Source organism: Methylobacterium mesophilicum, assembly GCF_036441335.1.
Classification (GTDB): Bacteria; Pseudomonadota; Alphaproteobacteria; order Rhizobiales; family Beijerinckiaceae; genus Methylobacterium; species Methylobacterium mesophilicum_B.
The window spans coordinates 1-18,022 of record NZ_MLBW01000029.1 but is presented as its reverse complement, the minus strand read 5'-3'; the positions used below and the strand labels follow the sequence as shown (position 1 = coordinate 18,022).

Sequence of the window (18,022 nt, the reverse complement as noted above, 5' to 3'; positions counted from 1 at the left end):
GACACTAGCAAGGGAGTATTAGCCTATTCGGCATTCACAGCCGCAGGCCGTCACCACGGCACAACTCGGCGGATCGTGCCGAACAGTTGGCGCGCCTCAATAAACTTGGGACACGCGCCGACCGAGCTATCACCAGGCGGCTTGCAGCCCGGCGGAGACGACCTGCGCGGTGGCGTTCGGGCGCAGCTCGCCGGTATAGGCCACCGACAGCTGCACGCCCTCGGCGACCGCGCCGGTCAGGCTCACCCCCAGCACCGCGCCGTCCCGGCCCAGCGCGCTCGTCCGGCTCGCGAACGCCGCCCCGAACAGGTTGGAGCGGATCACCGCCGCCGTGTCGGCCAGCTCGTGCGCCCAGTACGCCCGGCCCTCCAGCCGCAGGTCCGGAATGCCCGCCAGCGCCCAGCTCGTCACCCGCCCGCCGACCAGGCTGCGCGCCGCGTCGAGGTCGGCCACCGCGAAGCCCTGGCCGCCGAAGCCCTGGTTGACCAGACCGCCCCGCTCGGACACCCGGCCCCGCGTCAGCCGATCGTAGCTGAAGCCCACCTCCGGCACGAGCTCTACCGGCAGGCCGGTCGCCAGCGCGTAGCCGGCAAAGCCCGACACCCCGCCGTTCCAGCCCGACGACAGCCCGGAGGCCTGCGACACCGCCGTGCCCAGCGCCACCGTCCGGTCGACCCGCCCGTCCGCGTACGACACCCCCGCGGTGCCGCGCAGGATCACCGCGCCGAGCCGCGTGCTCGCGTAGAGCGTGCCGCCGTAGCTGTCGGTYGTGAACCGGCCCAGCCCCGCGCCCCGGGACGTGCCGCCCTCGCGCAGGTAGCTGAACGCCCCGCCCACCTGCGTGTCCGCCCCGACCTGACGGTCGACGCCCATCAGCAGCCCGCCCGCGTCGAACCCGGCGCCCGTGGCCGCCCGGTCGCCGGCGCGCGCGCCGAACCCGTACNTCAGGTCTGTGGTGAGGGTGCCGTCGCTGGCCACGAGGCCGGCATTGCTGAGGCCGCCGGAGGCGGTGAGGCTGGCGGTCTGGGCGACGGCGACGAGGCCGGCATTGGCGAGGGGGCCGGCGAGGCTGTAGCTGCCGCCGCCCGTGACGGCGAGGGTCGCGCCGGCGGCGTTGGCGAAGGTGCCGGCGCTGGTGACGGTCCCGGACACGGCGAGCAGGCCGGCATTGTTGGCGATGGCGCCGTCGATGCGGCCGGCGCTGGCCAGCACGGTGCCGGCATTGGTCAGGCCGCCGGCGATCGTGCCGCTGGTGGCGAGCGTGCCGGTGTTGGTCACGCCGCCGCCGAGGGCGCCGGCGTTGCTCAGGATGCCGCTGTTGGTCGCGCCGCCGGTGACGGCGCCGGTGTTGAGGGCCGTCCCGGCGTTGGTCAGCCCGCCCGCGATGGTGCCGGCATTGACTAGGCTGCCGGTGTTGGCCGTGCCGCCGCCGATGGTGCCTGTGTTGAGAGCCAGACCGGCATTGGCGAGGCCGCCCGCGATGGTGCCGCTGGTGGAAAGCGTGCCGCTATTGGCCACGCCGCCAGCGATCACGCCGCTGTTGAGCGCCGTGCCGGCATTGGTTGCACCTCCGGAGATGGTGCCGGTGTTGATCAAGAGGCCGGCATTGCTGACGCCGCTCTGGGTCCAGCCGGCATTGAGGTAAGTGCCCGCACTCTGGACGGAGACCGATGAGGTCAGGCTACCGCTGGCGGACAGGAACAGGGTGCCGCCGGCGACGGTGGTCGGTCCGGCATAGGTGTTGGTGCCGGCGAGTTCGAGAGTGCCGAGGCCTGCCTTGGTCAGGCCGCCGATGCCTGAGATGTCGTTACCGAAGCGGCCGTAATAGGCTTGGCCGTTGTACGTGGTGTTGACGGTCCAGTCGCGGGTGAACTGGCCCGGCCCATCGATAGCTTTTCCCAGATTTAGCAAGCCCCAACCATAGGTATCTCGATCACCAGATGGTTTTTCAGCCGTCGCGCCGAGAGGCGTTGCTGTGGTGAACATAATTTGTGCAATATCCGGAGCTTCTAGAAAAGGATATGCCTGTCTAAGTACTGCCGCAGCTCCAGAGACATAAGGCGCAGCCATAGAAGTACCGCTCATGCGGTCGAAGCCGCCTCCGGGAACAGTCGATAAAATATTTGTCCCTGGCGCTGATATGCACCACTCTGCAGCCGCCCCACAATGGTTGCTAGTGCTGGCAATATTACTCTTTTCATCAACGTTCACGACAGCTACTATATACCCTGATATCCCCGAAAAATCGGCGTCTTTTCTAATATTGCCATCGTCTTTGATCAAATATACATTGCTATCAGAATTTTCAGGTTTGATGTAGGGAAGTAAGGCAGCCCCGGATGCATTTGCCCAATTATAGAGATTTCCCGCTTTGTGCTCGTTTCCTGCCGCAAAAACCAGAAGCATATCAGACTGGGCGGCCGTCTTGATTGCATCGTACTCGCTGACCAAACTGCCGTAAATGTATTCCTGATAGGCGGTTGTCGTCTTGAAACCTGGACCATAACTCCCGTTTAGGACTTTTGCGCCGTGCGAAGCTGCATATATAATCGCTGCGTTGGCATCTAATTTGCGCAGATCTAAATTATAATCTAGATTGTATTCTCTTTTTAAATATCCTTCGATGCCAGCCTTGTCACCAGCATCAAGAATTGCTTGGAGCGATAAAATGGTGCTGTCGAATGCAACGCCCATCATATTGCCGTTGAATTGCGATGCTCCAATCGTGCCCGAAACATGTGTCCCATGGGAGTCAGTGGCAACCAAGATCTTCTCACTCTCTTTCCCATCAGGGGTCACAAAAGCTGGAAGCCAGAAATTGCGAGAGTCTGCCGATATTCGACCGGTAAATTTGCTGTGTCCTGGATCAATTCCGTCATCGATAACTGCAACCGTGATGCCGCGACCGGTGAACCCGCGTGCATAGGCGTCCGCGGCGTTAATGGCGCGAAGTCCCCAATCACCATCTTTGTAACTATCCCATTCTTGAAAATCCGCGACAGTCAGCGGGCGTCCTTGGACATCGAAGGTCGATGGTGATCTCTGCGGCCGTACGCCGTCATCCTCTGCAATGACCGGATTCAGGACGATCAGTAATACGGATAGCGAGCATCCAAATAGGAGCCCTGCACGCAATATGCGGCGCGCGGCAAGCCTAGATATACGGTCAGAACAGTGACTGAAGGCACTCACGTGACGGGTTGCACAGATATGATCAATCATTGGCCTATCCATCGGTCGGCTATGAACAGGCACCAGAAATCGAAATTTTTTCTTAACCATATATTTTTTTACCGTCGTGCTGACGGCTAAAATATGCATTTGGGACTGCGGAGTGCCCATTTAGGGACGCATTGTCACCTCCGATGCGTCAGCTTCAATTTTTGGTAGGCGAGCTAGGCTCGCATGCAACCTAATCTGAATCCATGAGCCAGAAATGTCCAAAACTATAAATCCTGGCAAGTAGAAAAATACCCGTGCTTTCCGGGCAAAGAATTCAAGAAGCTAGAAAGCGGCACGAAATCGTATCTTATGCTGTCCGATCTTCTAGAAATGACATTCCAATCGACCGTGATATGGACTGAGGCTCGATTGCCCATTTTTTATTCTCTGATCTCATAAATTCTAAGCTGCCTTCTACATTCTGACTCGAGATTGCTGAACAGCCTAAGAGTGCCTGCTTCCGAAAACACGCGATGATGATCTGAGCGAATTACCTGGGTCGAAAGCAGCCTTTCCAGTCTAATCAGCCAAAGATGGCTTGCCCCGGAGATGTCAGGCTGATCCGCCGTCCGGCCCGCGCATGTTCCAGGCCTCCGCTAGCCGCTCGCAGGCCCGCTTCCGCCGGCGATCGAAGGTGCGCCGCTGGACGCCGACCTCGCTGCAGTAATCGGTGACGGTGCCCCCGGGGACCTCGCGGAGCAGCCGGAGTCGGCGATGCCGCCGGATCCGCCGTCGTGCCTTCGCCCGGGCCCAGGTGAGGAGCGCGATCCTCTCTGGGCTGGTCGCGCCCAGGATCTCGGCGGAGAACACGATCCAGTCGAAGGTTGCCCGCATCTCCTGCGGGTCGTTCGGCTGGAGCCGGTTCGGCCGGACGCTGAAGATGCCCGAGCTGGTGAAGGCCATGAACGCCGCCACCAGCCATCGCTCCACGTCCGCACAAGTCATGGCCGGCGGGACCGGGCCTTCGATCCTCAGCGGGGTCACCATCAACACCGGGTACGCGTTCTCCTCACGCAGCCGAGCGGCTGAACAGATCGACCACCGGCGGATCGGCCCGCGCGGGCTGAGCCGGCATCGGAGGCAACCCTGCCCGCGCCTCGACGATCGCGCGGCACTCCGGATCGCCGCACGACCACATGCCGTCGCTGCGGTTCCGGAAGCATCCGAAACCGAAGGAGGCGCCGAGCACGCCGCAGGACGCGCAGGTCCGCTCGACCGGGCGCTTGGCCGCCTGCTCCGCCGCTTCCTCGGCGGCCTGCCGCGCAGCCTCGCGGCGTTGGAGCTCGGCCTTCCAGAGATCCGGCCTCACGACGCCCCTCCCGCCTGGCCCTGGCGCTGGTCGAGGCGGGCCATCAGCCGGCCGATATCCGGGCCGTGGCCCGTAGCGCGAAGCCGGGCGAGGTCCTCGTCCAGCTTCGCCCGCTGCGCCCGGGCAATCTCTGCCGGCGTCTCGGCTCGGCGCCGCTCCGGTTCGGCCTGCCGCATCCGCTGCAGGTGCGCCTCTGCCACGCGGGCGACCTCCGCGCGCTGCTCCGCCGTCGGCACGTCGTAGATCTCCGCCTCGAGCACGCGTCGGATGCGCAGGAGCTGCGTCCGGAGCGGGATCAGGCCCTCGCGCGCCTCGTCGGCGAACTCGGCCGGGGAGGGCCGCCAGCGCTTCGCCCAGGGCCGCAGCGTCTTGCCGTTCCGGAAGCGCTCGGCCGCCTCGTGAATCGCCGCCAGCGGGAGGTCCTTCAGCGCCGACACGTACTCCGCGACGAGCACCTCGTTCTCGTCGTCGCCGCGCCCGCGGCCCTGCTCGAATCCCAGCAACACCCGGGTCACGACCGTGTCGACGTGACGGGGATTCGAGGCCGCCGTCAGCTCGGCGTTAAGCCGCGCGGCGACGTCGGAGAGCACTCGACGCTCGGCTGTCGTGGCCGCCCTGTCCCGCCGCACGCAGCAGCGGGTCGGAAGGACGGGATGCGCCTCCAGCCTGCCATGGAGTGCCGAGATCCGCTCCTCGACCTGGGCCGGCGTCGGGGTCGTTCGCGTCGATGGCAGGCGGTTCGACATCGTAGGCTCCCATCTGGGATGCGGCGTGCTGACGGATGAGGCGGGCGGCGAGGCCCGTAGGCGCTGGCTGGACAGGGCGGCCGCGGTCAGGACGCCGGCCCATCGCTTCGCGGCGGGCCTGGAGGCGTCGGTCGACCCAGCTCGTGAAGTCGGCCAGCTCGCGCCCGTCGGCGTCCTCGATCAGGCCGAGCACCACCACGGCCTCGTCCTGGGCAATCGCCAGCCAGTGCCCGATCAGGGCCAGGGCGGAGCGCTGGGACCGACCGGTGTTGGCGCAGATCAGCGCGGCGCCCCGGGTCAGCAGCTCCCGGCGGAAGGCTCGGGCCTGCTCGACCGCGCCTGCGCCAGCTTGCCCGACATCGTCGGCCGACCCGTCAGGGTCGGAACCGGGGGTCGGGGAGGGGTTAAGGGGTGGGGGTGGAGGTGCAGGAGGAGGGGGCGGACCATCCGGGGAGGGGGCGGGGGGTAACGCGTTACCGCCGTTACCAGCGTTACGGTGCGTTTCACGGTGCCGGCGCACCCGGGCGGCGGTCTGGGCGCGGCGCTTCTCGGTCTTGGCATCGACCTCGGCAGCCGCCGCCTTCTCGTCGGCCTCGATCACCGCGAGCAGCATCTCGGCCGAGGCTCCGGCCGCCACGAGCGCGCGAAGGGCTTCTGAACGGATCGCCATCGCCTACTCCGCGGCCATAAGGAGAGGATCGGCGCCGGCTTCGTCGGTGAAGTCCTCCCAGGACATGCGACTGAGCTGCGTCGGGCCGCGGTGGGAGAGGTCCCAGACGAACCAGGCGAAGGCCATGTTCGAGGACGCCTTCGGGCCGTCCCAGCCGTCCCGGTGCATCATCGGCAGGCGCTTGCGGAAGCAATGCACCCGAGCCAGCGTGCCGGTGTCGAGGATGGAGCCGCGGGAGATGCTCTCGTAGAACGAGAACCGCAGCAGCATCATCACGCGCGGGCAGAGCCGCACTGCCTGCTCCACGAAGGCGCGAGCGTCCTTGTAGGGCGGGTTCGTGACGATGCAGTCGATGCCGTCAGGGGCCGCGTCGACCTTCAGGAAGTCGACGTCCGAGACCTGGCCCTTCCAGCCATAGTCGACGAGGTCGGTGGCCAGCACGTCGTGCCCGGCCGCATACAGCTCGCGCACGATGGCGCCGGGCCCGCAGGCTGGCTCCCAGATCCGTTGTGGCAGCCATTCGGTCCCGATCAGAGCCCGCACGGCGACGGCCGGCGTCTCGTAGAGGTCGTTCCCCCGCTCCGCGTGCGCGTGCGCCCTGTTCTCGCGATGGGTCACAGTGCGGACCTCCGCAGGCGCGAGGAATCGGCGCTGGCGCGCACGACGAGGGAGATGCTGCCGGAGAGCGCGCGGCCCGCGAGGATGGGGGGGTGCCATGTCATGCCACCGCCTCCAGCGGAGGGCGCACGGGCGCGATCGGCTTTAGGGCGGCGCCGTCGGACAGGCCGCGCACCGTGGCGGCGACCTCGTCGTGCTCGGCGTGCCACTCCAGCAGCGCGCGGACCGCGTTCCGGTCGTTGTCGACGACGCCGTGCCGCTGGAGCAGGTCGGAGACCGCCTTGACCGAGTTGTCGAGATCCATGCGGGACGTGCGCGGCACGGCCAGGAGCAGGACATAGGGTCCGGGCACGCGACCGGGCCGCTGCGCCTGGAGGCGCCAGCCGGCGCCGTCGATCCAGGAGCGGTAGACGTCAGAGCGATGGGGCCCCTTGCCCCCACCGTGCCGATAGAGGGCGTTCACCGAGGGTGGGACCGGCAGGAGCACGGTCACGGAATCGACCACGCGGCGGCCGAGCGGCGCGAACACGGGGCCATGGGATGCGGGCGGGCGGAGCATGGTGATCACCGGCTCGCCGCGATGGCGTCTTCGAGGCCGATCTGGCGAGCAGCAGATCCGCCGCGGCGGTTGCGCTGCGCGTGCGCCTCGACGCCGAGCGAGGCCGATGCGCGGGCGAGGCCGGCGCCGGTGGTCTCGACCGGCTCGATGCCGGGGCCGGAGATCGTGATCCGGGCTTCGGCGAACTCCCGGCTGACCGCGGCGCGGCCGAGCGGCGTGTCTGCCAGCATGCCGAGAGCCTGCATGTAGAGCTCGAGGATCGCCTCCTGCTCCTGGCGCTCGCAGTGATCCTGCTTGCGGATGCGGAGGATGGTCCGCATCGCCTTCGTGTCGAAGCCGCGGCCCTTGGCTTCGGCGAACACCTCTTTGATGTCGCCGAGGATGCCGGCCTTCTCCTCCTCGAGGCGTTCGAGCCGCTCGATGAACTGTCGAAGTTCATCCGCGGCGACGCCATCAGCGGCCGAGACTTGATCGGGGGAAGATCTTGTGGCCTTCATAGCTCAACCCGTCGCAGGGGATTTCATCGTCCGCCCGGTCTGTTCGCGCAGGCCGGGCGGTACTCGTTTCAGGGGTGCGGGCGGTTGCCTGGCAGGCGCGGGTCGCGGCTGCTGTGCCGGGGCACGAGCGGTTCCTCGACGACGGGCGAGCGCTCGCTGAGCGGCGCGTGGAACTGCTGCTGAGCGGGCGCTGGCGTCATCGCGACCAGCGCGTGCGCCATCGCCTCCGCCCAGCCGAGCAGGGCGATCAGGCCGTTGCGGAGGATCGCGTTCACGGCCGTCTCGGGGACGTGGGCCTCGATGCCCTCGCGCAGGATCGAGAAGTGGCCGGGCAGGGTGGTGACGAAGGCGCTGTCGGCCATGTTCACTTCTCATCGTTCGCGGCCCGCCACAGCGGCAGGTCCGTCAAACCACCCGTACCCGACAGGCTCGGCACACGCGGGCGAGCATCCGAAAGGACAAGTGCCGGTGCGGTCTGCCGTCCTGGACGGCGCGGAGCTGCGCCCGCAGCCGGCGCCCCTCCAGGCGTGCGCGCAGCAGCCGGATGATCGGCGCGAAGAGCCGCATGGAGATCCTCCCGGAGCAGGGCGTTGGTGGCTTCTGCGGCGTCGGCCGCGGCCTCGATGTTCGTGCAGAGCCGCTCGTAGGCAGCCCGAATGTTGTGCAGGACGTGCCCGTTGAGGCCGGTGCCCTGGCGCCCCATGAATTTACGGACCCAGGAGCCCGAGGTGCCGATCCGGCGGCCGACCGCATCGTAGGCGGCCATCTTCGAGCCCATGCTCGACTGGGCGAGGCGGACGAGCGCCGACAGCTTCGGCAAGGTCTCGTCCCGAGCTTGGGATGCGGTCAGCATTGCTCGGTTCCGGTCAGTCTTTGTCCCCACAGCGCCATTCCTTCGCGACATCTTGCGGATGTCGCAGAGGAGCGCAGCGAATGCGGGAGGTTGACGGAGTACGCACGACACACAGCGCGCACGGCGGTGCTGGCAGGCGAGAGCCGCGCGCGCAGGAGAAGGGACGACCCGGCCGAGGGTCCGAGATTGCGATGGTCTCGGCCGGGTCGCTCGCTGGCGGGAGGCGTGAGCCTGCGACCGCTGCGATGGGAGGAAGCTGTGCACAGCCGCGCGACAGCCAGTAAAGACGACGGCAGGGCCAGCGCGTTACAGTTCTCGCGGAAGAGAACGGCAGACCCGGCCATGGCACTCGGAAACGACATCTCAGGCACGCCTCTTCAGACGCGCCAGACCGCGGCCCATGCGCTCGCGAAGCGTGGCGGCGTTGTCCTGGCCGACAACGACAACCGTCCGCGGCGTGGGCAGCTCGTCGGCTGCAACGGGCTCGACCGGAACGAAAACCAGCCCGCGGTCCATCGCCTGCGCCATGCGCAGAAGATCAGCGAAGCGTTCCCGGTGCGGGAGCATCGCGAGCAGCTCGGCGTCCTGGGCTTCGGCCTGGAGGTGCTGCGCGGCGCGCTCCATGTCGAGGGCCTGCTGCGCCATCTCGGCCGGCGCGCCGGTGTCCGGATGCTCGCCGCGCTCGACCTCGATGGCGAGACGCGACGCCAGGATCGCGAACGCGCCCGCAGCGCGGCGACAGGCGCAGCCAAGGGCCAGTAGGTTCTTCGCGTCGGTCACGGTGGGCTCCAGGCAGGAGACCGCCACCGAGGCAGAAGCCTCGACGCTGGCGACGGCAGGGGCACGCGGCGAAAGGCGAGGGGCGGCCATCACAGCACCGCCAGGGCGCGACAGCCGATCAGCAGGGCCGGCAGCACGGTGATCGCCGCGATGATCGGCCGGAAGCCGAGCAGTCCACCGGCGCCCACGCCGCCAGAGACCACGACCATCAGCTTGAGGAGGAAGATCAGTGCCGCGAGCATCAGCGCCGGCCCTCCGCAGGGCGCCGCGGCGGGCGCGCATAGGCTCGGCCCATCCACTCGGTCAGGTCCGTGCGGAAGCGAGCGGGAGCGGCAGCGGCTACGGCCGGCGGCATTCCTCCGACGGCCCGGTACGCCATCTCGAGGAAGAGGTTGGCGTTACGGAAATCGGTGGCCGCGACGTAGGCGCTGAGAACGTCAGCGTAGGCTTCCGGGCACGGGCCCTTGTGCCGTTCGAGCGCCGCCTCGATCACGCGGCAAGCCTCGTCGTGCGTGTTGACCGCCCGGTCGGTGCCCAGCACGTCCGTGAGATCGGCGCCCATCACGCGGCCCTCACAGCGAAGGAAGAAGAGACGATGCAGAGCCACGGGGAGCGGATCGGCTGGGTGGAGGCCGACCTGCAGACGCTGACGGCGCGGGTCGAGGCGCACGAACGGCGCGTCGAGTCGGATCTCCGGCGGGCGGGCATGAACCGCGAAGAGGCGACGGTCGAAGAGAGGCGAGAACGCCAGACCTTGGCCGACGAGGTGCGCCGACTGAGGCGCGACGTCGACTTCCTGCAGAACATGCAGGACGGGATGGGCTCCTTCGCCGAGACGACGCGATCAATGATCGGGCCGGCGTACATCTGGCTGATGGCGCTGTCGGCGATCGCCGCAGTCGAGGCCGTCGCCATCGTGGTGCTCTGGTGGTCGCGGTGAGGGCGCATCAGGCGGCCCTTCCAGACTGATCGAGCGCCGATGGAGGCAGGGACTTCCAGACGTGCGGATCGGCGGACCGTCCAATTTCTTCGAGGGCGCGGCTGATGGGCTCGTAAGCCGCTGCAGTGAACAGCCCGCGGTCCCGCCAATTCGAGACCGCCTGCATCGTTCGGCCGGTGAGCCGCGCGACCGCGGCCGTTCCGCCTAGGGCGTCGATGACTGCGGAAGTGGTGCGAAGCGGCTCCATACCCCCGTCATATACACAGATTGGGTATACGACAAGATGCAGAACGTGTTGATGGATACACAGATTGTGAAGTGCGAGAATGCGCGCATGCCGCAGGTCTCGTATCCACCGGGGTATCTGGATGAAGTGGCCGCCCGGGTGCGGCTCTTTCGATCCGTCGTAGCCTCTTCGCAGAAGGAGCTATGCGATCGTATAGGCATCTCCACGAACGCGTGGAACCACTACGAGAAAGGGCGCAGCCCACCGAGCCAGCCAGTCTGCGCGAAGTTGAAGCGCCTGCATGGCGTGACGCGAGACTGGTTCATGGACGGTAGCCTCGCGGGCATGCCTGTCGATCTGGTGGAAAAGCTCGATAAAGCTTCACCGCCAGAATATCGCGTGAATAAGAAGCGCGCCTAGCGAGCGACCTTCGGCCGGAAGGGTTGGATTTTCTTCTCGGCCTTGCCTGCGTTGCACAGGAAGAAATCGTACCCGACTCGCATCAGCTCCATGACGTAGTGGGCATCTCGCTCATTGCGGGGCAGCTGCATTGCCAGTTCCATCGCCAGCGAGCGGAGGTCTCTTTCGCTTAGGTCCACGGTGGGCGGATCTTCTGCTGGCACGCTTGCTCTCCCGGTCTTCCAATGAGAACATTGCAGGAACGATCACGCAAGGGTTGATCCGAGGGCCTGGGGATATCCCGGCGACCAAAATACACAGTTTGTGAAGTTCACGCTTGCATATACCCAAACTGTGTATATACTCCGTCCATCGCCGCTCACAGAGCCGATGGAGCCCCAGATGCTCACCGCCTACCTCGACAATCTCCAGCACGCTTCGGCCACGGTGGCGGTCGCGCACTGCCTGCTGGGCTCGCTGACCATCGGCGTGGCGCCGTTCGTGCCGACGTTCATCGCCCAGCACGTGGCCACCGTCCGGGGCACCTGCTGATGGGCGGCCGCATCGTCAGCGACGCCGACCGTCGCATCGCCGATCGCGTGAAGGCCGCGCGTATCGCTGCCGGCCTCAGCCAGACACAGCTCGGGGCCGCGCTCGGGATCAGCTTCCAGCAGATCCAGAAGTACGAAGGCGGTGCCAATCGCTGGTCGGCCGGCATGCTCCAGGCCGCGGCTCAGCAGATCGGCGTCCCGGTCGCGAGCTTCTTCGACGACGCGTCTGAGGCGGCCTGATCATGGCGCGCCTCGACCTTCCCGCCGGCTACCAGATCACCGGCTCCTCCGCCGGCTACGCCCTGCGCGGCCCCTACGGACCCCTCGGCGACGACTTCGACTGCTGGGCCGAGGCCTGTTTCGCCGCCCAGGACCACGCCGATTCCCTCGCGCTGGAAGCCGCCGACGAGCTGGCCGCCATCGCGGATTTCGAGGCTCAGCAGCTCCTGGGGGCCGCATGAACACCGATCGAGCGACGGCCCTCGCCGTCGTGGCCGACCACCACGGCCATGCGCCCACGGACGATGTCGTGATGGCGCGCGTCTTCCGCCGCCTCGGCTGGGAGATGCTGACCGAGGATGCCCTGGCGATGCTCGCCCGGGAGTACGAGACGCAGGCCGCGCTCCGCGAGCGGATCGACGCCGAGAACCGCGCCCTCGCGATGACGGCGGGTGCGCGATGAGCCACGTCAACCGCCCAGCCCTCGACCGGCAAGCCTTCGTCGACATGATCGACGTCTTCTGCATCGAGATCGGCGTTCCCGCGTACAGCGAGATCGCCGACGCCTTGCCGCACCACGTGGCCGCGCATGAGGCGGCGGAGCGCAACAGCGCCGACCTCTACGCCGCCCTGCGCACCGTCACCGAGCACGCCGCGGCCGCGCAGGTCCTGCTCCTCAACACCGGCCTCGACCAGCCCCGTGAGACGCTGGACCGCGTGCTCGAGGAGGCGCTGGAGCGCGCCGCCGCCGGCAGCATGGCCGGGAACATCGCGCTCTTCATCGCCGAGACCCGCGTCGACCTCGACGGGCGCGACGACGTCACCGTGCTCGCCGACGCCCGCACGCGGCTCCGGGCCGCCGGGAGGCGCCTGTGACCCTCCCTCCCTTCACCCACACCGAGGCCGTGATGACCCGCTCCGTGCTGCCCTTCGAGATGCGCGAGCCGCGCGCCGTCACGCCCGCCCAGCGCGCGACCTTCCTCGGGATCCGCGCGCCGGTCCGCGCCTGCGAGAGCACCCTGCGCGGCCTCGCCGACGCCGATGGGACCGTGTTCGCGCTGCTGCTGCCTGCCGGCTCCCCGAGCCTGGACCGCGAGCGGGCCGAGATGCTCGCCGCCGCCATCAACGCTGGGCTCGGCGTCGCCGGGCATGCCGCTCCGGCGGAGGCGTGACCGCAATGGCACTGTTCGCCCCCGACGCCCCCGCGCGCCCGTCCACTGTGCGCATCCACGCCGACCTCTACCAGGGCACCGACGAGTGGATCGCGGCCCGCTGCGGGATGCTAACCGCCAGCGAGATGTCGCTAATCCTCACGCCGACCCTCAAGGCGGCCAAGAACGAGAAGGAGCGGGCGCACCTCTACGAGCTGCTCGCCCAGCGGATCACCAAGTTCGTCGAGCCCCGGTACGTCAGCGACGACATGCTGCGCGGCCGGGACGACGAGATCGAGGCGCTCACCCTCTACGCGAAGCACTACGCCGCAACCGAGACCGTCGGCTTCATCACCAACGATCGCTGGGGCTTCACGCTCGGCTACTCGCCGGACGCGTTGGTCGGCACCGATGGCCTCGTGGAGTGCAAGTCGCGCCGGCAGAAGTACCAGGTCCAGACCTTCCTCGAGCACGTGCCCGAGGGCGTAATCCCGGCCGATTACGTGCTCCAGATCCAGACCGGCCTCCTCGTCTCTGAGCGGCTCTGGTGCGACCTCGTCTCATACTCCGGCGGCCTGCCGCTCGCGGTGATCCGCGCCTACCCGGACGACGCGGTCCAGGCCGCGATCCTCTCCGCCGCCGGCGACTTCGAGCAGCGCCTCCGGGACGCGATGAGCCGCTACCGCGAGGTGGTCAGCCTCCTCGGCCGTGTCCCGACCCAGCGCATCGAACGGGAGATCCTGGCGTGATCGACATCTCGCAGACGGTCGCACCCAAGAGCGACCAGCTCAATGCCGACGACCTGATCGGCGGCCCGCGCACCGTCACGGTCACGCGCGTCGCGAAGATGAAGGAGCCGGATCAGCCGATCGCGATCTACTTCGAGGGCGACGGCGGCAAGCCCTACAAGCCCGGCAAGTCGATGCGCCGCGTGCTGCTGCGGATCTGGGGCCAGGACGGCGCCGCATACGCCGGCCGGCGGATGACGCTCTACCGGGACGACGCCGTGCAGTTCGGCGGCGCGGCCGTCGGCGGGATCCGGATCAGCCACATGTCGGGGATCTCCTCGGCGGTTACGATGGCGCTCACGGTCACCCGGGCGAGCCGCAAGCCGTTCACAGTCAAGCCGCTGCCCGAGGAGCGCTCGCCGCCGCCGGAGAGGCCAAGGAACGACGCGTCTCCGGCCGGCGACGAGTTGCAGGCACCGCGCCAGCCATCCTCGCGCGACCGCCTGTACGCCGCCGCCCGGGCCGAGGCCGCGAGGGGCAGCGACGCACTGCGCGCCTTCCGCGACGGGCTCGACCCGCGCGCCGACCGCGCCCTCGACGCTATCGCTGAGGAACTGGACCGGATCGCAGCCGGCGCGGACGTCGCCGACGACGATGACTTCCCCGGCTTCGCGCCGGCTGCCGAGCAGGCCGCCTGATCATGCACGCGCGCATCGAACTGACCTACGCGGCCACGCTCCGCATCGAGGGAATGGCTCGGCCGGAGCGGGAGCAGTTGGCTCGCCTGCTGCCGACGCTCGACGTGCCACTCGGCGACGAGCTACCGGCCGGCTGGTGCGTCCCGTGGGACCAGCGGGCCTTCACGGTCGACCTGCTTGAGGTCGGCCCGAAGCTGATCGAGCTGGGCGTTGTCTTCGAGGTGCACCGGTTCCTGGCCGGCGAGGGGAACGCCTGATTATGGCGCGCCTCCCTTGCCCCCACTGCAATCGCACGCTCGCCTACAGCGAGGCGCTGTTCTCGCACGTTAAGGCAAAGCACGGGCTCAAGGCGGCCCGCGCCTGCGTGCCGGAGCATCCGGTCTTCGCCCGCGAGGCCCATCGCCGCGCCGCCGACCAGGCGCGCCCCAACCCCGAGCCCAGCATGGCCGACCTTGTGATCGAGGCTCAGCTCGCGCGCGCCATGGGCCAACCCGTCGATCGCGACATTGCGGAGATGTTCGATGTCTGAGCGTCCGCGTCCGCCCGTTCTTCGTCTCGGGCGGAGCCAGATCGCTCTATGGGTTCAGCCCCGCATCGAGCTTTCGCACCGCGCGAACCGGACTTGCGGGATCGTTCTGCGACCGGGCCTCAATCCGGTGCGACATGCGACCGACGCCCATCAGGGACCGGAGTTTCGCGGTCACACCGATCAGCACCAGCAGACCGGCCACCAGCGCGAAGACGGTCAACGTGTGCCGGATCGCGTCATCGTACTGGCGCCCGGCGTGGACGATCAGCCAGCCCACGCCGACGAACGCAGCAGCCGATATCAGCGGGATCGTCGAATCGGACATCGCGCCATCAACGGCCAGGGAACCGGCCAGGTTCAGCGGCTCCTCGCTGCTCCCTTCCTGGCGAGCGGCGAAGGAGCGGCTGCATGAACGCGCCCGCTTCAATGACCTGCAATTCGGCCGTACGGCTTGTGCGAGGCATGCGGTGTAGGCCTCAAAGACTTGGCGCTGCTTCGATACTGCTTTGTCAGGACCGTGATCAAAATCACCGCGGCCCCAATAAAGAGGATGACGGCCAGCCACAGCAAGATCTTAGATATCAGGTCGGCCATCAGCCGCCGTTAGGCAGGGTGTATTACTCCGATATTTCCGAACGGTTTCAAATGAAACATTTGCGGGCTGAATTTCCATGCTCCGCAATCTACGGCGCGATCAGCTTTGCGCCCGCGGGCTGCGTCTTCGACGATTCCACCCCCACCGCCGCGGAGTAGCAGCATGGCCGAGTCCAGCACCATTACGCGCGACGGCGGGCTGAAGGAGAAGGGAGGGAGCAGTGCCGCGTAGACTCCGCGCTCCCGAGCGCGTCACCATAACCGAGGCCGCATCTATCCTCGGCATCTCGATCCGAACCGTGCAGCGCCTGGCTACCCGACGCGAGTTGCCGTCCGCCGCGAAAGTTGGTCGGCTGTGGACGTTCAACGAAGCGGCGATCCGCGCCTGGCTTGTTGAACAGGAGAGCAAGCCACCATGCCCACAGATCGAAAGAAGGCCCCGGAGGGCTGCTACTGGCGAGGTAGCACCCTCTGGGCGCGCTTCACTGTCGCCGGGAAGGAATACCGGTTCAGCCTCAAGACAGGTGATCCAGTCGTTGCTCGCAGCCGCCAGGCCGCGGAGCACGCACGGATAACGGCCGCCGCCTCGTTCGGCGACGACCGTAAGCGTTGGGAAGACGCGTTGAAGGAGTGGGGCTCCTACATCGTCCACCATATCGGCAGCCGCACGTTCAAGCGATACCTCGGCTCCCTCGCCACCCTTGATACCCACCTCGCGGGGATGTCCGTCGACGAGATCGACGACGATACCGTGGCCGCGATCATCAAGGCTCGGCGCGCCCAGAAGGTGACTACTGCCACCATCCGCCGGGACCTCACCGCGCTGTCGAGCGTGCTGGCGTTCGCGGTGGACGAGAAGTGGCGGCGCGGGAATCCGGCTCTGGAGGCGCAGCAGAGCCGGCGGATGAAGGAGCGGCGCGACCCGATCGTGCTGCCTGAGGATCGGGACATCGCCATCGCGGTCGACCGTGCGCCCGGGAACCTCAAGTTCCTGATCCGGGCGGCCCTGCTCACCGGCTGCCGTTAGGAGGAGCTCGTCACCCTGGAGCGCCGGCACGTCGACCTCGCGCGCGAGGCGATCTCCGTCCTGGGCAAGGGCAACAAGCGGCGCGTCGTCTCTCTGTCCGAGGCAGCGGTCGCCCTGTTCAGGGAGATCCCGGTCAGCATGGTGACGCGACGGGTGTTCTGGCATTCGGACGGCCAGCCGTTCCGGAACGTCGCCACGCGCTTCAGCCTGTACGGGCGGCAGCTCGCCGAGGAGGCAGCGAAGAAGGGCACCGAGTTCCGGCGCTTCCGCTTCCACGACCTCCGGCACCGGTTCGCGGTCGACTATCTGCGGACCGGACGCGGCGGCATCTACGAGCTGCAGCACGAACTCGGCCACACCAGCCTCAAGGTGACCGAGGGCTATCTCGCCTTCCTCACTGCCGAAGAGGCCCAGGCGGCGAAGGATGCCGCCGCACAAAAGACGGCACAGGTGTATCGGTTTTCACCAGCCGACAACGCCTAAGTACAAGATGGTGAAACGGAATTTGTCGGAGCGCGCGAGGCAGGTATTCGGTTTACAAAACCGCTGCACTACCGCTGTGCTACACCGGCAGGCGCCCTGAAACCATTGAGGAAATTGGCGGTTTCGGTGCGTCAGAGGCGCTTTTGACTACGTTTGGGGGCGCTTCGTCAAGGCACGGAACTCGGCCCATGCCGGGCCCTGCACGCGCGCCACCCTTCGAGCGGTGTGGAACTGCCGGCTGCCGAGCGGATCGGGAGGCGGTGCAGGATCGAAGGGGCGGGGACCGCCGCCTGTCTCCGGTCTGCGCGAAGCGGCCGAAGTCACCGATCGGGAGATCGACGCCGCGGCGGACCCGGTCTGCGCGGATCTCGCGATCGAAGCCGATCCCCGCGCGACACGAGGCGCTCGCAGCCCAGCCGGCCGACGCTCGTCGCGACGACCCCGTTGGCATGGGCGGCCGTGAGGCTGCGGTCGGCGCGGGCGCGATCGCTCGCATGGGACGCCGAGATCGCGCCCCGACGCGCCGCACCGCTCGCGCGTCGACCCGCGTGGCGTCCCGGACGAACCGTGCGGATCATCGTCTGCGCAGCGGTGCATGGCGGGGCGTCGTCCGGGCCGGGCCTGTCGACAGCGCGATCGAAACAGGAACCTGGTCCGGCCGCCGCGCCCGAGCTGCGGTCGGCACATCCGGGCCGGCGGCGCATCCCGGTGGGCCACGATCGACGGATCCGCGCCTTCCTTCCGGTCCAGCCGATCGCGACGGGTGCCGGCCGAAGGGGCGCCGCTCCGCCCACCATCCGCTCGGTACCGCTCCGATCTGCTCACGGGGTGCGGCCGCGCCGGATCACCCGGCGTGAGCCGGGCCGGCGGGGAGCCGTCCCTACGCCGCCAGCAGCGCGGTCCACGCCCCGGCGGAGTCCAGCCGCTTGGCGCACACGAGCAGGCCGTCGGCCGAGCGGCGCACTTCGACACTATGATCCGCGCGCGGCGCGAGCCGCATGTCCACACCCAGGTCGAAGCCGTATCGCCCGTGGCCCATGCCTGCCGCGGCGAGGTCCGACCGGCGCTCGGCCGCCACCGCGAACGCCACGACGACGCCGTCCACCAGCACGTCCAGGCATACCGGGATGTCGGGATGTGCCTCGTCGCGCACCCAGCCGCCGACGTGCAACCGACCATCGGCCGCGGCGCCGCATCGGTCCAGCCACGCGCTCACCGGGCCC

The 18,022-nt window shown here is 67.7% G+C and carries 28 protein-coding genes and 3 pseudogenes; 15 read left to right on the top strand and 16 right to left on the bottom strand.

The annotated features are described in order from the left end of the window. Nucleotides 1-129: 129 nt before the first annotated feature. From MMR14E_RS19315 to MMR14E_RS19255, 13 genes and pseudogenes are all read right to left on the bottom strand, one after another. The gene (locus tag MMR14E_RS19315) at nt 130-3,321 is read right to left on the bottom strand and encodes a S8 family serine peptidase (RefSeq protein WP_331316506.1); all 3,192 of its coding nucleotides are present in this window, start codon (nt 3,319-3,321) and stop codon (nt 130-132) included. 453 nt (nt 3,322-3,774) lie between these two features. Then, nucleotides 3,775-4,209 (bottom strand): hypothetical protein, encoded by a 435-nt coding sequence (locus MMR14E_RS19310; RefSeq protein WP_331316541.1) that lies wholly within the window; start codon nt 4,207-4,209, stop codon nt 3,775-3,777. Nucleotides 4,210-4,231: 22 nt separating this feature from the next. Further along, entirely contained in the window at nt 4,232-4,531 is a 300-nt protein-coding gene (locus MMR14E_RS19305) for a hypothetical protein (RefSeq protein WP_331316504.1), read from the bottom strand. Further along, nucleotides 4,528-5,121, bottom strand: a complete 594-nt coding sequence (locus MMR14E_RS19300; protein WP_331316502.1) for a hypothetical protein — start codon at nt 5,119-5,121, stop codon at nt 4,528-4,530. Before MMR14E_RS19300 ends, MMR14E_RS19305 begins: the two co-directional genes overlap by 4 nt. Next, nucleotides 5,093-5,947, bottom strand: a complete 855-nt coding sequence (locus MMR14E_RS19295) for a hypothetical protein (RefSeq protein ID WP_331316500.1) — start codon at nt 5,945-5,947, stop codon at nt 5,093-5,095. The genes MMR14E_RS19300 and MMR14E_RS19295 overlap by 29 nt, the downstream gene beginning before the upstream one ends. A 3-nt stretch (nt 5,948-5,950) precedes the next feature. Continuing rightward, on the bottom strand, nt 5,951-6,565 hold the full coding sequence (locus tag MMR14E_RS19290; RefSeq protein WP_331316498.1) for a class I SAM-dependent methyltransferase: 615 nt from the start codon (nt 6,563-6,565) through the stop codon (nt 5,951-5,953). A gap of 100 nt (nt 6,566-6,665) precedes the next feature. Next, entirely contained in the window at nt 6,666-7,124 is a 459-nt protein-coding gene (locus MMR14E_RS19285) for a hypothetical protein (RefSeq protein ID WP_331316497.1), read from the bottom strand. Between the two features lie 227 nt (nt 7,125-7,351). Further along, nucleotides 7,352-7,621: pseudogene (locus tag MMR14E_RS19280) on the bottom strand (DUF2312 domain-containing protein); the annotation flags it as partial. 68 nt (nt 7,622-7,689) lie between these two features. Continuing rightward, nucleotides 7,690-7,983, bottom strand: a complete 294-nt coding sequence (locus MMR14E_RS19275) for a hypothetical protein (RefSeq protein WP_331316495.1) — start codon at nt 7,981-7,983, stop codon at nt 7,690-7,692. A 2-nt stretch (nt 7,984-7,985) separates the two neighbouring features. Then, nucleotides 7,986-8,474: a hypothetical protein gene (locus MMR14E_RS19270; protein WP_331316493.1), complete on the bottom strand. Its 489-nt coding sequence runs from the start codon at nt 8,472-8,474 to the stop codon at nt 7,986-7,988. 363 nt (nt 8,475-8,837) lie between these two features. Next, nucleotides 8,838-9,254, bottom strand: coding sequence for a hypothetical protein (locus tag MMR14E_RS19265; protein WP_331316491.1), 417 nt, complete (start codon nt 9,252-9,254; stop codon nt 8,838-8,840). Nucleotides 9,255-9,343: 89 nt separating this feature from the next. Next, nucleotides 9,344-9,496 (bottom strand): hypothetical protein, encoded by a 153-nt coding sequence (locus MMR14E_RS19260; protein WP_331316489.1) that lies wholly within the window; start codon nt 9,494-9,496, stop codon nt 9,344-9,346. Next, a complete protein-coding gene (locus MMR14E_RS19255) occupies nt 9,496-9,816 on the bottom strand; it encodes a hypothetical protein (RefSeq protein ID WP_331316487.1) in 321 nt (106 codons plus the stop codon). The genes MMR14E_RS19260 and MMR14E_RS19255 overlap by 1 nt, the downstream gene beginning before the upstream one ends. A 33-nt stretch (nt 9,817-9,849) precedes the next feature. Here MMR14E_RS19255 and MMR14E_RS19250 point away from each other — a divergent pair, with 33 nt between their 5' ends. Next, complete coding sequence (locus tag MMR14E_RS19250) at nt 9,850-10,194, top strand: hypothetical protein (protein WP_331316485.1); 345 nt, start codon at nt 9,850-9,852, stop codon at nt 10,192-10,194. 283 nt (nt 10,195-10,477) lie between these two features. After that, complete coding sequence (locus tag MMR14E_RS19245) at nt 10,478-10,840, top strand: helix-turn-helix transcriptional regulator (protein WP_331316483.1); 363 nt, start codon at nt 10,478-10,480, stop codon at nt 10,838-10,840. Here the strand turns inward: MMR14E_RS19245 and MMR14E_RS19240 are convergent. Continuing rightward, nucleotides 10,837-11,043 carry a hypothetical protein gene (locus tag MMR14E_RS19240; protein ID WP_209650554.1) on the bottom strand — a complete coding sequence of 69 codons (207 nt, stop codon included), beginning with the start codon at nt 11,041-11,043 and terminating at the stop codon, nt 10,837-10,839. The genes MMR14E_RS19245 and MMR14E_RS19240 overlap by 4 nt on opposite strands. Nucleotides 11,044-11,221: 178 nt before the next feature. On the opposite strand from MMR14E_RS19240, the gene MMR14E_RS19235 reads away from it, so the two are divergent. Genes MMR14E_RS19235 through MMR14E_RS19190 form a run of 10 tightly spaced genes read left to right on the top strand, consistent with a single transcriptional unit; the run spans nt 11,222 to nt 14,695 of the window. Next, entirely contained in the window at nt 11,222-11,371 is a 150-nt protein-coding gene (locus MMR14E_RS19235) for a hypothetical protein (RefSeq protein WP_331316480.1), read from the top strand. Continuing rightward, nucleotides 11,371-11,610, top strand: coding sequence for a helix-turn-helix transcriptional regulator (locus tag MMR14E_RS19230; protein WP_331316478.1), 240 nt, complete (start codon nt 11,371-11,373; stop codon nt 11,608-11,610). The genes MMR14E_RS19235 and MMR14E_RS19230 overlap by 1 nt, the downstream gene beginning before the upstream one ends. 2 nt (nt 11,611-11,612) lie before the next feature. After that, nucleotides 11,613-11,831 carry a hypothetical protein gene (locus MMR14E_RS19225; protein WP_331316476.1) on the top strand — a complete coding sequence of 73 codons (219 nt, stop codon included), beginning with the start codon at nt 11,613-11,615 and terminating at the stop codon, nt 11,829-11,831. Beyond that, complete coding sequence (locus tag MMR14E_RS19220) at nt 11,828-12,052, top strand: hypothetical protein (RefSeq protein WP_331316474.1); 225 nt, start codon at nt 11,828-11,830, stop codon at nt 12,050-12,052. The genes MMR14E_RS19225 and MMR14E_RS19220 overlap by 4 nt, the downstream gene beginning before the upstream one ends. Then, nucleotides 12,049-12,465 carry a hypothetical protein gene (locus MMR14E_RS19215; protein ID WP_331316472.1) on the top strand — a complete coding sequence of 139 codons (417 nt, stop codon included), beginning with the start codon at nt 12,049-12,051 and terminating at the stop codon, nt 12,463-12,465. Before MMR14E_RS19220 ends, MMR14E_RS19215 begins: the two co-directional genes overlap by 4 nt. Next, complete coding sequence (locus MMR14E_RS19210; RefSeq protein ID WP_331316470.1) at nt 12,462-12,761, top strand: hypothetical protein; 300 nt, start codon at nt 12,462-12,464, stop codon at nt 12,759-12,761. Before MMR14E_RS19215 ends, MMR14E_RS19210 begins: the two co-directional genes overlap by 4 nt. A 5-nt stretch (nt 12,762-12,766) precedes the next feature. Further along, nucleotides 12,767-13,489, top strand: coding sequence for a YqaJ viral recombinase family protein (locus MMR14E_RS19205; RefSeq protein ID WP_331316468.1), 723 nt, complete (start codon nt 12,767-12,769; stop codon nt 13,487-13,489). After that, nucleotides 13,486-14,166, top strand: a complete 681-nt coding sequence (locus MMR14E_RS19200; protein WP_331316466.1) for a hypothetical protein — start codon at nt 13,486-13,488, stop codon at nt 14,164-14,166. The genes MMR14E_RS19205 and MMR14E_RS19200 overlap by 4 nt, the downstream gene beginning before the upstream one ends. A 2-nt stretch (nt 14,167-14,168) precedes the next feature. Then, a complete protein-coding gene (locus MMR14E_RS19195) occupies nt 14,169-14,423 on the top strand; it encodes a hypothetical protein (protein ID WP_331316464.1) in 255 nt (84 codons plus the stop codon). Between the two features lie 2 nt (nt 14,424-14,425). Further along, a complete protein-coding gene (locus MMR14E_RS19190; protein WP_331316462.1) occupies nt 14,426-14,695 on the top strand; it encodes a hypothetical protein in 270 nt (89 codons plus the stop codon). 46 nt (nt 14,696-14,741) lie between these two features. Here MMR14E_RS19190 and MMR14E_RS19185 read toward each other — a convergent pair whose 3' ends face one another. After that, nucleotides 14,742-15,260, bottom strand: a complete 519-nt coding sequence (locus MMR14E_RS19185; protein WP_331316461.1) for a hypothetical protein — start codon at nt 15,258-15,260, stop codon at nt 14,742-14,744. Nucleotides 15,261-15,510: 250 nt separating this feature from the next. Here MMR14E_RS19185 and MMR14E_RS29325 point away from each other — a divergent pair. From MMR14E_RS29325 to MMR14E_RS19175, 3 genes and pseudogenes are all read left to right on the top strand, one after another. After that, a pseudogene (locus tag MMR14E_RS29325) lies at nt 15,511-15,669 on the top strand (helix-turn-helix domain-containing protein); the annotation flags it as partial. A 35-nt stretch (nt 15,670-15,704) separates the two neighbouring features. Beyond that, the gene (locus MMR14E_RS19180; protein ID WP_331316459.1) at nt 15,705-16,316 is read left to right on the top strand and encodes a site-specific integrase; all 612 of its coding nucleotides are present in this window, start codon (nt 15,705-15,707) and stop codon (nt 16,314-16,316) included. 15 nt (nt 16,317-16,331) lie between these two features. Further along, nucleotides 16,332-16,799, top strand: a complete 468-nt coding sequence (locus MMR14E_RS19175; protein WP_331316540.1) for a site-specific integrase — start codon at nt 16,332-16,334, stop codon at nt 16,797-16,799. A gap of 880 nt (nt 16,800-17,679) precedes the next feature. On the opposite strand, the pseudogene MMR14E_RS19170 reads toward MMR14E_RS19175, so the two are convergent. Next, nucleotides 17,680-18,022: pseudogene (locus MMR14E_RS19170) on the bottom strand (Hint domain protein); the annotation flags it as partial.